Source organism: Modestobacter sp. VKM Ac-2977 (assembly GCF_026968045.1).
GTDB lineage: Bacteria > Actinomycetota > Actinomycetes > Mycobacteriales > Geodermatophilaceae > Modestobacter.
Window position 1 is genome coordinate 195,041 of sequence record NZ_JAPVBQ010000002.1, and the last position, 12,842, is coordinate 207,882.

At 71.8% G+C, this 12,842-nt stretch carries 11 protein-coding genes; 4 read left to right on the forward strand and 7 right to left on the reverse strand.

Annotation, left to right across the window (positions count from 1 at the left end):
- Positions 1–6: 6 nt before the first annotated feature.
- Complete coding sequence (locus tag O2V63_RS08555) at positions 7–1,239, reverse strand: sarcosine oxidase subunit beta family protein (protein ID WP_269167115.1); 1,233 nt, start codon at positions 1,237–1,239, stop codon at positions 7–9.
- Positions 1,236–2,531, reverse strand: a complete 1,296-nt coding sequence (glyA, locus tag O2V63_RS08560; RefSeq protein WP_269167116.1) for a serine hydroxymethyltransferase — start codon at positions 2,529–2,531, stop codon at positions 1,236–1,238. The genes O2V63_RS08555 and glyA overlap by 4 nt, the downstream gene beginning before the upstream one ends.
- Positions 2,532–2,759: 228 nt before the next feature.
- Here glyA and O2V63_RS08565 point away from each other — a divergent pair, with 228 nt between their 5' ends.
- Entirely contained in the window at positions 2,760–3,851 is a 1,092-nt protein-coding gene (locus tag O2V63_RS08565; RefSeq protein WP_269167117.1) for an S-(hydroxymethyl)mycothiol dehydrogenase, read from the forward strand.
- 59 nt (positions 3,852–3,910) lie between these two features.
- Here the strand turns inward: O2V63_RS08565 and O2V63_RS08570 are convergent, their stop codons facing one another.
- Together O2V63_RS08570 and O2V63_RS08575 are read right to left on the reverse strand one after the other, a co-directional pair.
- Positions 3,911–5,032 (reverse strand): aromatic ring-hydroxylating oxygenase subunit alpha, encoded by a 1,122-nt coding sequence (locus tag O2V63_RS08570; RefSeq protein WP_269167118.1) that lies wholly within the window; start codon positions 5,030–5,032, stop codon positions 3,911–3,913.
- 278 nt (positions 5,033–5,310) lie between these two features.
- Positions 5,311–6,111, reverse strand: coding sequence for an IclR family transcriptional regulator (locus O2V63_RS08575; RefSeq protein ID WP_269167119.1), 801 nt, complete (start codon positions 6,109–6,111; stop codon positions 5,311–5,313).
- A gap of 129 nt (positions 6,112–6,240) precedes the next feature.
- Here O2V63_RS08575 and O2V63_RS08580 point away from each other — a divergent pair, with 129 nt between their 5' ends.
- From O2V63_RS08580 to O2V63_RS08590, 3 genes are all read left to right on the forward strand, one after another.
- Complete coding sequence (locus tag O2V63_RS08580) at positions 6,241–6,561, forward strand: bifunctional 3-phenylpropionate/cinnamic acid dioxygenase ferredoxin subunit (RefSeq protein WP_269167120.1); 321 nt, start codon at positions 6,241–6,243, stop codon at positions 6,559–6,561.
- Positions 6,558–7,730, forward strand: a complete 1,173-nt coding sequence (locus O2V63_RS08585; RefSeq protein WP_269167121.1) for an NAD(P)/FAD-dependent oxidoreductase — start codon at positions 6,558–6,560, stop codon at positions 7,728–7,730. Before O2V63_RS08580 ends, O2V63_RS08585 begins: the two co-directional genes overlap by 4 nt.
- Before the next feature lie 264 nt (positions 7,731–7,994).
- Positions 7,995–9,728: a BCCT family transporter gene (locus O2V63_RS08590; protein WP_269167122.1), complete on the forward strand. Its 1,734-nt coding sequence runs from the start codon at positions 7,995–7,997 to the stop codon at positions 9,726–9,728.
- A gap of 101 nt (positions 9,729–9,829) precedes the next feature.
- Here O2V63_RS08590 and O2V63_RS08595 read toward each other — a convergent pair whose 3' ends face one another.
- The 3 genes from O2V63_RS08595 to O2V63_RS08605 all read right to left on the reverse strand — a co-directional run bounded on the left by O2V63_RS08595 (position 9,830) and on the right by O2V63_RS08605 (position 12,691).
- Positions 9,830–11,221 carry a DUF2252 domain-containing protein gene (locus O2V63_RS08595; RefSeq protein WP_269167123.1) on the reverse strand — a complete coding sequence of 464 codons (1,392 nt, stop codon included), beginning with the start codon at positions 11,219–11,221 and terminating at the stop codon, positions 9,830–9,832.
- A gap of 137 nt (positions 11,222–11,358) precedes the next feature.
- Positions 11,359–11,880 (reverse strand): hypothetical protein, encoded by a 522-nt coding sequence (locus tag O2V63_RS08600; protein ID WP_269167124.1) that lies wholly within the window; start codon positions 11,878–11,880, stop codon positions 11,359–11,361.
- A gap of 10 nt (positions 11,881–11,890) precedes the next feature.
- Positions 11,891–12,691: a tyrosinase family protein gene (locus O2V63_RS08605; protein WP_269167125.1), complete on the reverse strand. Its 801-nt coding sequence runs from the start codon at positions 12,689–12,691 to the stop codon at positions 11,891–11,893.
- Positions 12,692–12,842: the final 151 nt, after the last annotated feature.

The following is a 12,842-nucleotide window of genomic DNA, read 5'->3' on the forward strand; positions in this document are numbered from 1 at the left end:
CCTGGGTCAGTGGGCCACGGCGGCGGCGCCGTGCTCGTCGACCAGTGCGCCGGTGACGAAGCGGTCGAGGGTGAACGGCGCCACGTTCGCGTGCGGCTCGCCGTGGGCGATGGTGTGCGCCAGGGCCCAGCCGACGCCGGGGGTGGCCTTGAACCCGCCGGTGCCCCAGCCACAGTTCAGGTAGACGTTGTCGTAGGGGGTCCGGCCCACGATCGGCGAGGCGTCCGGGCTGGTGTCGACGATCCCGGCCCAGGTGCGCAGCAGGTGGGCGCGGGCGAACACCGGGAAGAGCTCGACCGCGGCGGCCATCTGACGCTCGATGACGTGGAAGGCCCCGCGCTGCCCGTAGCCGTTGTAGGAGTCGACGCCGGCGCCCATGACCAGCTCGCCCTTGTGCGCCTGGGAGACGTACACGTGCACGGCGTTGGACATGACCACCGTGGGGTGCACGGGCTCGAGCAGTTCGGAGACCAGCGCCTGCAGCGGGTGGCTCTGCACCGGCACCCTGATGCCCAGCATGTCGGTGAGCACCGAGGTGTGGCCGGCCGCGCAGAGGGCGACCGTGCCGGCGGCGATGGTGCCGCGCGTGGTCTGCACACCGGTGACCCGGTTGCCCTCGGTGGCGAACCCGGTGACCTCGCAGTCCTGGATGAGGTCGATGCCGGCCTCGTGGGCCCGGCGGGCGAAGCCCCAGGCGACGTAGTCGTGCTTGGCGATGCCGGCCCGGGGCTGGTAGGTGGCCCCCAGGACGGGATAGCGGATGTCGGTGGAGGTGTTGACGATCGGGCAGACCTTGCGGACCTCGTCGGGCTCCAGCCACTCCGCGTCGACACCGTTGAGCTTGTTGGCCTCGACCCGCCGCACGCTGTCGCGGACGTCCTGCAGGGTGTGGGCGAGGTTGAGCACGCCGCGCTGGCTGAACAGGATCGGGTAGCCGAGGTCCTCCTCGAGCCCCTCCCACAGCTTCAGCGACGCCTCGTAGATCGCCGAGCTCTCGTCCCACAGGTAGTTGGAGCGGATGATCGTCGTGTTGCGGGCCATGTTGCCGCCGCCCAGCCAGCCCTTCTCCAGGACGGCGACGTTCGTGATCCCGTGGTTCTTCGCCAGGTAGTGCGCGGTGGCCAGGCCGTGCCCGCCGCCGCCCACGATCACCACGTCGTAGGACCGCTTCGGCTCCGGGTCACGCCACAGGAAGTCGGGGTGCTCCGGCAGGTCCGCGCCGGGGGTGCGGGGGTTCATCGGGGGACCTCCGTCAGGTCGGGGTAGAGCGGGTGCCGGCCGGCCAGCCGGGTGACCCGCGTGCGCAGCCCCGCGAGCTGCTCCTCGCCCACCGAGGGCCGCAGCGCGGTGGCGATCACGTCGGCGACCTCGGCGAAGTCGTCGAGGTCGAAGCCACGCGCCGCCAGGGCCGGGGTGCCGATGCGGACGCCGGAGCTGACCATCGGCGGGCGGGGGTCGAAGGGCACCGCGTTGCGGTTGACGGTGATGCCGATCGCGTGCAGCCGGTCCTCGGCCTGCCGGCCGTCCAGCTCCGAGTCCCGCAGGTCCACCAGCACGAGGTGGACGTCGGTGCCGCCGCTGACCACGTCGATGCCGGCCGCGCGGGAGTCGGGGGCGAGCAGCCGATCGGCCAGCAGCCGGGCGCCGGCCAGCGTGCGCTCCTGGCGCTCCCGGAAGGCCGGCTCGCCGGCGAGCTTGAAGGCGACGGCCTTGGCGGCGATCACGTGCTCGAGCGGGCCGCCCTGCTGACCGGGGAAGACCGCGGAGTTGAGCTTCTTGGCCAGCTCCGCCGTGGCGAGGATGACGCCGCCGCGCGGCCCGCCGAGCGTCTTGTGGGTGGTCGAGGTGACCACGTGTGCGTGCGGGACGGGCGAGGGGTGCAGCCCGGCAGCGACCAGCCCCGCGAAGTGCGCCATGTCGACCATCAGGTGGGCCCCGACCTCGTCGGCGATCCGCCGGAACTCGGCGAAGTCGAGCTGCCTGGGGTAGGCCGACCAGCCCGCCACGATGAGCTTGGGCCGCCGCTCGTGGGCCAGCCGCTCGACCTCGGCCATGTCCACGAGGTGGTCGTCGGCTCGGACGTGGTACGCCGCGACGTCGTAGAGCTTGCCGGAGAAGTTGAGCCGCATGCCGTGGGTCAGGTGGCCCCCGTGGGCCAGGTCCAGCCCCAGGATGGTGTCCCCCGGGTGCAACAGGGCCGACATGGCCGCGGCGTTGGCCTGCGCGCCCGAGTGCGGCTGCACGTTGGCGTACTCCGCGCCGAACAGCGCCTTCAGCCGGTCGATGGCCAGCTGCTCGATCACGTCGACGTGCTCGCACCCGCCGTAGTAGCGCCGCCCCGGGTAGCCCTCGGCGTACTTGTTGGTCAGCACCGAGCCCTGGGCCTGCATGACGGCCACCGGCGCGAAGTTCTCACTGGCGATCATCTCCAGCGTCTCCTGCTGCCGGGTCAGTTCGGCCGAGATCGCCCGGTGGACCTCCGGGTCGGTGTCCGCCAGGGAACGGTCGAGCACGGGGTCCGGGACGGCCACGGCCCGCAGAGCTCCTTCGACCTGCGCCACCATCCGGCTCCTCCTGTCAGAGAATTGAGAACTAGGACTGGTATATCAGTCGTGCACCACAGTAGGGTCGGGGTCGAGCGGGGTCAAGAGACCCGTGGCAACGATGTCCCGCTCGACCGCACCACAGGCGGCTCCTCCGACCGAGGGAGCCGGACCACCGCCTCCCCCACGCACGTCCGGAGAGAAGGAGACCCCGCCATGGCCCACGAGGTGAAGGGCGTCATCGCCCGCGGCAAGGGCGCACCGGTGACCGTCGAGACGATCGTGGTCCCCGATCCCGGCCCGGGTGAGGCCGTCGTCGACGTGCAGGCCTGCGGGGTCTGCGCCACCGACCTGCACTACCGCGAGGGCAACATCAACGACGAGTTCCCGTTCCTGCTGGGGCACGAGGCGGCCGGCCTGGTCTCCGCGATCGGCGCCGGCGTCACCAACGTGGCCGTCGGTGACTTCGTGGTCCTCAACTGGCGAGCCGTGTGCGGGCAGTGCCGGGCCTGCTCGAAGGGCAAACCGCAGTACTGCTTCGACACCCACAACGCGGCGCAGCCGATGACGCTGGCCGACGGCACGGCACTGTCCCCGGCCCTGGGCATCGGCGCGTTCGCGGAGAAGACGCTGGTCCACTCCGGGCAGTGCACCAAGGTCGACCCGGCCGCTCCGGCCACCGCCGCCGGACTGCTGGGCTGCGGGGTGATGGCCGGCGCGGGGGCGGCGATGAACACCGGCGCCGTGCAGCGCGGCGAGTCGGTGGCCGTGTTCGGCTGCGGCGGTGTCGGCGACGCCGCCATCGCCGGGGCGAAGCTGGCCGGCGCGGGCACGATCATCGCCGTCGACGTGGACGACCGGAAGCTGGGATGGGCCCGCACGTTCGGCGCCACCCACACCGTCAACTCGCGCGGGACGGACCCGGTCGAGGCGATCAGGGGCCTCACCGGCGGCTTCGGGGTGGACGTCGCGATCGACGCGGTCGGCCACCCGGAGGTGTTCCAGCAGGCCTTCTACGCGCGCGACCTGGCCGGGCGGGTGGTGATGGTCGGCGTCCCGTCCCCCGACATGACGATCGAGCTGCCGGCGATCGAGGTGTTCGGCCGCGGTGGGGCGATCACGTCCTCGTGGTACGGCGACTGCCTGCCCAGCCGCGACTTCCCGCTGCTGATCGACCTGTACCTCCAGGGCCGCTTCCCGCTGGACGAGTTCGTCAGCGAGGCCATCGGTCTGGACGACGTGGAGGAGGCCCTGGACAACCTCCGCCGGGGCGAGGTCCTGCGCTCGGTCGTGGTCCTGGACAAGTGACGTGGCGCGGGGCCGGGAGGACGTCGTCCTCCCGGCCCCGCTCTGCGGTCGGCGCCCGCTCAACCCGACAGGCGCTGCGTCAGCCACTCGTGGAAGGCGCCGATGTGGTGCTCGGAGGGCACGAGGACGCCGCCGTTGACGTAGGCCCGGGACGACATCGCCGGCTGGGTCCGCTCGCAGGCGGCGAAGTCCTGCTGGTTGACCCGGTGGAACAGCTCCACCGACCGCGACACGTCCCTGCCCGACTCGACCACGTCGCGGGTGTACAGCCAGTCGCACTGCACGATCGTCCGGTCGGCCGAGACCGGGAACATGCGGTGGAAGATGACGTGGTCCGGCGCCAGGTTGACGAAGACCGTCGGCCTCACCGTGATGGCGTAGTAGCGGCGGTCCTGGTCCTCGTCGACACCCGGGAGCCGGTCGAAGCCCTCGCTGCCGTCGACGGTGAAGCCCTTGACGTCGTCCCCGAACTCGGCGCCGTGCCCGACGAAGAACTGTGCCGCGTACCCGTCGGCGAACTCGGGGAGCACCTCGGTGAGCTCCGGGTGGATGGTCGCGCAGTGGTAGCACTCCATGAAGTTCTCGATGATGAGCTTCCAGTTCGCCTGGACGTCGTAGGTGACGCGGCGCCCCACGGACAGCGAGTCGACGTCGTAGCTGTCGATCACCTCCACGCTCCCGAGGCGCTCGACGACGGCGCCCACGACCTCGTCCTCGAAGGAGGGGGGCTCCTTCGCCAGGCACACCCACGCGTAGCCCAGCCACTCGCGCAGCGCCACCGGGACCAGGCCGTACTCGACCCGGTCGATGTCGGGCATCTTGGTCAGGTTGGGGGCCGCGATCAGCTTGCCCTCGAGGTCGTAGGTCCAGGCGTGGTACGGGCACTGGAAGGCCCGCTTCACCGTCCCCGAGTCCTCCGTGCAGATCTGCGCACCGCGGTGCCGGCAGATGTTGAGGAAGGCGCGCAGCTGCCCGTCCCGGCTGCGGACCACGAGGACGCTCTCCTTGCCCACCTGGACCTTCTCGAAGGAACCGGGCGTCGGCAGGTCGCTCGATCGCACGACGCAGAACCACATGTCCTCGAAGACGCGCGACTGCTCCAGCGCGAAGACGGTGGGGTCGGTGTAGTAGCGGCCCGGCAGCGTGGAGATGAGGCTCGCGGGCTGTTCGGTGATGGTCATGCGGCACCTCGGATGGCGTCGGCGACCCGGAGGTACGCCGGAAGTCGGACAACACAGGGCCCTGCGACTGATCACGGACGTCACCCGCCAGCGAGCTCACGACGACCGGTGTGTCTCACATTACACATTCCGTCTCGCCAGCCGCAACAAGTTGGGGAGTGCGGGCAGCACTCGAGAAGCCCCGCTCGCACGCCAGATGCCGCCTCGAGAGCGGAGGACGAGGCGGTGGCGAGATCAGGACGGCGGGTCGACCCCCGTCGCCGGGAGGGCCGGCTGGGTCAGCGCGGCTGACCGAAGAAGCCCAGCCTCCGGCTCAGCTCGTCGGCGCCCGCCATCACCCGCCGGGCGAGCCGGGGGTGGTCCTCCTGGTCCATGCGGAAGGCCGGTCCCGAGACACTGAGGGCCGCGACGATGTCCCCGTCGGCGCCCCGGACGGGCGCGGCGACGGCGTTGAGCCCCACCTCGAACTCCTCGACGGTGCAGCCCCATCCCTGCTCGACGATCTGGTCCAGGTTCTGGCGGAGCGCCTCGGGATCGGTGAGCGTGGCCGGGGTGAAGCTCTGCATCCCCCGGGAGAGCAGGTCCTTGCGGACGGCGTCGGGAGCGTGGGCCAGGAGCACCTTGCCGCTCGACGTGGCATGCAGCGGAGTGCCCTGCCCCACCCAGTTGTGCGTGCTCAGCGCCGCCGGCCCGCGGGCCTGGGTCACGTTCACCGCACGATCGCCGTCCAGGATGGCGATGTTGACCGTCTCCTCGAGGTCGGCGGCGAGCGCCTCGCAGATCGGCCGCCCCTCCCGGGCGATGTCCAGCTGCGCGACGGCCGCGCCGGCCAGCCGCACGACCCCGAAGCCCAACCGGTACTTGCCCCGATCGGCCAGCTGCTCGACGAAGCCCCGGCTCTCCAGCGTCGCCACCAGCCGGAAGGCCGTGGACTTGTGCACCCCGAGCTCGGCGGCCACCTCCGTGACCCCAGCCTCACCCTCGGCCGCGAGGATCTCGAGGACGCTCAGCGCCCGGTCGACGGACTGGACACCGGCGATCGGGCCGCGATCTTCGCTCTCGCTCTGCGGCTCACTCATGGAGCCAGCCTAGGTGGATCACGTCGGAGCACCCTTCTCCTCCTCTTGACGATGGGGTGAAGCCCGACCATGCTGTTGCGCTATCAGCGCAGCGTTGCGGTCTCCGCAACATATTCGCCTGGAGCGCCCATGATCCCGGTCTGCCCCACGACAGCATTGCCACCCGGCGAGGCGATCCGCGTGGAGGCCACTGAGCCCATCGCGGTCTTCAACGTCGACGGCGACTTCTACGCGATCGACGACACCTGCACGCACCAGGACGCCTCGCTGGCCGACGGCTGGTTGGACGGCTGTGCGGTGGAGTGCCCCCTGCACGCCTCGTGCTTCGACCTGCGCACCGGGAAGGTGTCCGGCCCGCCGGCGAAGACCCCGGTCCGCACGCACAAGGTCGTGGTGCAGGGCGGCACCGTCTACGTGCAGCCGGGGACCGCCGCGGACGGTGCCGCATGAGCCGTACGGTCGCCGTGGTCGGAGCCTCCCTGGCCGGCCTCTCGGCGGCCCGCGCGCTCCGCGAGCAGTGCTACGACGGCCGCATCGTGGTCATCGGTGACGAGGCGCACGCCCCCTACGACCGCCCACCGCTGTCCAAGGAGTTCCTGGCGCGGAGGGCGTCGCTCGACGACATCGCACTGGGCGCGCCGGACGACGCGGACCTCGGCCTCGAGTGGCGACTGGGCACGACTGCGGTCGGGCTCGACCGCCTGAGCCACTCGGTGCTGCTGGCCGACGGGAGCGAGGTGCGGGCCGACGGCGTCGTCCTCGCCACCGGAGCCCGCGCCCGACGCCTGTCCGGCAGCGAGGGACTGGGCGGGGTGCACGTGCTGCGCTCGCTGGACGACGCGGTCGCCCTGCGCGAGGACCTGGCCGCGGCCGGGCGTCTCGTGGTGATCGGCGCGGGGTTCATCGGCGCCGAGGTCGCCTCCACCGCCCGCACGCTGGGGCTGGAGGTCACCGTCATCGAGAGCCAGCCCGTCCCGCTCGCCGGCCCGCTGGGCGCCGACATGGGTGCGGTGTGCGCCCAGCTGCACGCCGACCACGGCACCCGCCTGCTGGTCGGCACCGGTGTCGCCGGGCTGGTCGGCACCGGCAGGGTCGAGGCCGTCGAACTGACCGACGGCACCCGCCTGCCCGCCGACGTGGTGGTCGTGGGGATCGGCGCCATCCCGAACATCGAGTGGCTCGCCGACTCCGGCGTGGCCCTCGGCAACGGCGTCCTCACCGACGCGCGCTGCGCCACCAACGTCCCGGGTGTGGTCGCCGTCGGCGACTGCGCTGCGGCCTGGTCGGCCACCCGGGAGCGGCACGTCCGCATCGAGCACTGGACCCACGCCCTCGAACAACCGGCCACCGCGGTCGCCACCCTGCTGGGCACCGACAGGCCGACGCCGACGCCCGTGCCCTACTTCTGGTCCGACCAGTACGGAGCACGCATCCAGTTCGCGGGGTCACGCCGCGAGGACGACGTGGTCCGCGTGCTGGAGGGCAGTTGTGCCGACCGCAGCTTCCTGGCGGTCTACGAGCGCCACGGGCACCCCGTCGCCGTCCTCGGGATGAACCAGCCTCGCCTGTTCACCCGGTGGCGCCGACAGCTGCGTGCCGCCGTCCTCACGCACTCCTGACCCCGGCCGGTCCGTCGACAGCGCCGCCCGGCCCCGACGCCGCGGCGGCCGACTCCGGGAGCAGCCGGCGGGATACGCCCGTCGGGTCGAGCCGCTGCGCGATGTCCTCGCGAGGACCCTCACCGGTTCGTCACCGCACCGACACGTTGGGTCGACGCGCACAGCTTTTGTGCTCCAGGTCACTTTCTCCTCTTGTTCCAGGGTGAGCCGTCTGGTTCCCTCATGCGCACCTGGTCGCGTACTACGCAACAGTAGGAGAGAGCCATGGAACACCCGGGTCCCGAGCCGGTCTCACCCTCCAGCTCCCCGAGTGCCGGGCCGACGGGTGGCCCTCCCGCTGGCGCTGCGTCGACCGCTGCCCGGGAGGCCACGCCCCCGCCGCGGACCGACCGGGTCGTCTTCGGCGTCTCCCTGGCGCTGGTGGTGGCGTTCGCACTCTGGGGAGTGCTCGCCAGCGACAGCCTCTCGAACGCGGTGAGCGCCGCGTTCGGCACGGTCATCACCAACGCCGGCTGGGTCTTCGTCGTGACCAGCTCGGGGTTCGTCGCACTCGCCGGCTTCCTGGCGCTGTCCCGCTACGGACGCATCCGGCTGGGGAAGGACGACGAGCGTCCGGAGTTCAGCACGGGCTCGTGGATCTCCATGCTCTTCGCGGCCGGCATGGGCATCGGCCTCCTCTTCTGGGGCGTCGCCGAGCCGCTCTCCCACCTCGCCACCGCCCCGCTCGGCCTCGAGGAGGGCGGGACCCCGGAGGCTGCCCGCCTGGGGCTGCAGTACACGATCTTCCACTGGGGCCTGCACCCCTGGGCGATGTACGCCGTCATGGCGATGGCCCTCGCCTACGGCGTCTTCCGCAAGGGCCGGCCGAGCCTGGTCAGCTCCGCGGTCGTCCCGCTGGTGAGCGAGAAGCGCACGGGCATCCGCCGGGCCGTCGACATCCTCGCCATCTTCACCACGGTGTTCGGCGCGGCCACCTCGCTCGGTCTCGGTGCACTGCAGGTCAACAGCGGTCTGGCCGCCAACTACGGGGTCCCGCGCAACAACGGCGTGGCCGTGGCCATCATCGCCGGCCTGGCGCTGCTCTACGTCCTGTCCGCGGTCAGCGGCGTGCACAAGGGCATCAAGCTGATCAGCAACACCAACGTGGTGCTGGCCGCCCTGCTCGTGGCCTTCATCTTCGTGCTGGGCCCGACCACGCACGTCTTCAACACCATCACCGACGCCACCGGGGACTACCTGACCGCCCTCCCCGCCATGAGCCTGGCCTCGGGGGCCTGGGGCGGCCAGGAGTGGCTCGCCGGGTGGACGTTGTTCTACTGGGCGTGGTGGATGTCCTGGACGCCGTTCGTGGGGACGTTCATCGCGCGCATCTCCCGCGGCCGCACGATCCGGCAGTTCGTCATGTTCGTGATGATCATCCCGACCATGGTCAGCATCGTGTGGTTCGGCGTGCTGGGCGGCACCGCCACCCACCTCGAGCTCACCGACCAGGCCGAGCTCAGCCAGGCCCTGCTCGACGACGGCACCGAGGGCGCACTGTTCGCCCTGCTCGGGGAGTTCCCGGTGGTCACGCTCACCGTGCTGCTGGTGATGGTGCTCATCACGCTGTTCTTCGTCAGCAGCGCCGACTCCGCCTCCATGGTCCTCGGCATGCTCTCCCAGCGGGGCACGACCTCGCCCGCCCGCGCGGTGGTCATCCTCTGGGGCATGTGCATCGCGGCCGTCGCCGCAGCGCTCACCCTCGCCGGGGGGCTCGAAGTCATCCAGTCGGCCACCATCCTGGTGGCCACGCCCTTCGTGGTCGTGCTCATCGCCATCTGCGTCAACCTGGTCCGCGAGCTCCGCCAGGAGCCCTACACCTCGACGCTGGACCCGCAGGTCCGGCGAGCCGTCGTCGCCCACCTGCACGACATGCCGCACGCGAACGGACCAGGGCCCACCTCACCCGGGGTCCCGGTGGTCGCCGACCCCGACCGTGAGCCGGCCGGTCAGCAGTAGGGCAGACCGCTCTCGGGGCGTCCGGGTGCACCGGACGCCCCGAGTGCTGCGCCGGCACGCCCGTCGGCCGTACCGACCGGAGGCCGGTCGGTACGCGGTCGTCAGGCTCCCGGCTCGGCGGGCAGCGCACCGCGGGCGACGGCCTGCACGAGCGTGTGGTGGTCGCGCTCCGTCTGGTCGGCGTAGGCGCGGGCGAACCGGCACAGCGCCACGTCGACGTTGTCGGACTTGCCCAGGTAGCCGGCGATCATCGAGGCGCCGCTGGTCCGTGCGTGCCCCTTGGCCAGCAGCCGGCCGCACACCCCCGCGTAGTCGCTCAGCGCAGCGGCATCGAGGGAGTCGACCGCGATGGTGCCCTTCATGTTCCTGAACTGGCGGGCGTAGTACTGCCGGGACCCGATCGTGGCCCAGCCCAGCAGCGGGTCACTGACCGTCTGCAGCGCCTGCTGGTACTCCACGACCCGCTGCCCCTGGTGGGCGTGCCAGGCCGCCTCGCCGTGGACGTGCTGGGCCACGACCGACCGGCGGGCCTGCTTCAGCTGCAGGAACACCACGTCGTCGGGGCTGCTGCCCTCGCACAGGGCCACGTAGGCACGCAGCCCCACGCTCCCCACCCCGACCACCTTGTGGGCGACGTCCACGACCGTGTAACCGCTGAGGACCCGTCGCCAGTGGGACGGCAGCGTGTCGACGTAGCCGTCCAGTCCATCGACCACCTCGGCGGCCTCGTCCCGGTCGAGCCGGGTGATCAACGGCGGCTCCTCGATGATCCGCCGGCCGTCCTCCCGCTCCTCGGTGAACCGGGGCAGCGCCCGGTCGCTCACCCGCTTGCGGGCCCGCCGCGAAGCGCGCTCGATCTCCTTCCGCAGCGACCGGTCCTCCACCGTGGTGTGCAGCCGCGTGACGTCCAACCGCTCGAACGACCGTGCCAGCAGCGGTTCCCCGGCCAGCCAGCGCACGTGCTCCCGGTAGCGGCGCCCCATGGACGCGACAGCGTCCGCGCACTGGTCCTCGGTGGCCGAGTTCTGCCGCCCGGCGACCCAGACGCTCGCGGCCAGCCGGCGGAGGTCCCACTCCCATGCCCCCGGATGCGCCTCGTCGAAGTCGTTGAGGTCGATGACCAGGTCGCGCTCCGGAGAGGCGTAGAAGCCGAAGTTGCCCAGGTGCGCATCCCCGCAGATCACCGGCCGGATCCCGGTGTCCGGGAGACCGGCGAGATCGGCGGTCATCACCCCCGCGGTGCCCCGGAGGAAGCCGTAGGGCGAGGCGGCCATCCGGGCCACCCGCACCGGGACGAGGCGCTCCACGCGCCCGACGTGGGACTCCCGGACCTGGTCGACCACGTCGGGCCGATCGACCGGAGCACTCCACCGCCCGAGCTCGGACCGGGGCACCTGCTTGCGCAGCGACCGCCCGAGGGCGTACCGCTCCGCGCGAGGTGTCGCGGGTCGCCGCAGCGAGCCGTAGCCCTCGCCGTCAGCTGCCGTGAGCACGACGTGCCCACCCTGTCGCACACCGGCCACGGGACTCCCCAGACAGTCGACGGACGGTTCTCGGCCCTCGGTGCATCCTCCTCTCCCAGCCGCTCGACCGTCAGAGGACGCGGGGACCGCTGGCAGCCGCGAGGTGATCAGGTGCGGACCTGGTCGGCGTCGGTCGCCGTGAGGTAGGTCTGGAGGGTCACGTCGTCGAGGTGCAGGAGCTCCGGGGCAGGCCTGCGGTCGGCGCGGCGTGGGGGCAGGGACACCGGCACCAGGGTGATGGTCCGCAACGCGTCACCGGCGGCGAGCAGGCGCTGCAGCGCATCGGTGATGGTGACGTAGGTGTCGAAGGACGTCAGCGGGGGCGCGAGGCGGAGGTCCTCACCAGGTGCCGGAGCGTCGCAGTGCCCGTCGCCGCCGTAGCACCCGCCGTGGCCGAAGACGGTGTAGCGGCCGGCGTAGCCCCGCTCGGCCGTACGCGGCGTGGTGGCGGTGGCGTCGGGGTCGTTGAGGAAGAGCCGGACCTCGTAGGACGTGCTCGAGTGGTCGACGCCGGTGACGACCAGGTCGGCGCGGCTGAAGGGCGCCGGTGGGACGTCCCCGGGGAAGACGAGGTCGATGACGCGGGTCTGGTCGTCCCGTCCGGAGCGTGCCGTGTCGAGCGTCGCCATCGCGGCCTCCTCAGCCGATGACCTGGGCGGCGTACTCGTAGCCCAGGCTGGAGATGTCCAGGGTCTCGCGCACCGTCGTGGGGAACGGGGGCAGCGCTCGGTCGAGGAGCCTGGCCGGCGGATCCCCGTTGCGCGGGGAGAGCTGCCAGAGGTACCACAGCCGGTCGATCATCGAGTGGTGCGCCCAGAAGACCGGGTCGAAGGCAGCAGTCGGCGCTGCGGACATGGCTCCCCCGACCCAGCCGTGGACGCCGTTGTGGATGCTCTCCAGGATCCGGCTGAAGTCGGTGAAGGTCGTGGCGCGCAGTGCGCGCTGCACGGTCGGGTCCCGCGGCAGTTCGGCGGGCTCCTCCGGGTCGCGCAACGTGACCGGGTCCGCGCCCTCGCTGATGGCACCGGGGAGGTTCTCCCGCACCAGTTGCAGGTCGTCGGGCCCGAGCACGACCGGGCCGGCGCTCAGCGGGTTCGTCGGGCCGTCCGCGGTCGATCGGAACGGGGTGGGCAGGCCCCGGTCCTGCGAGACCGCCGACGACCAGTCCCACCACGGGAGGCCCACCTCGACCGTCTCGTCCCCACGCGCTCGGCGCAGGGCGGCGGTGAGTGCCCGTTCGACGTGGTACAGGTACGCCCGGTGCCATGGCAGGAAGAGCGCGGTCCCGTGTTCGCAGTAGACAGGGAGCGGCAGGCCGTGGATCCCGGCGAAGAAGCCGTAGCCGCGATCGTCGTCGATCTGGTAGAGCGCCTCGAACGCCTCGCGCAGGTCGACCAGCTCGGACGGCGTCAGGTTCTCGGCGTTCTTCCGCAGTCCCACGGGCACTCCTCCGCCGCATCGCTCCCGTCCTGCGGTCATCGTCGCGGCTGGCGACCGAGGTGTCCATCACCTGTCGGGTTCCGACGGCACAGTGGTTTGACCTGGCCCCAGGGGCCGGGCACACGCTGGGGTGGAGCAGTCCCGACCCAGA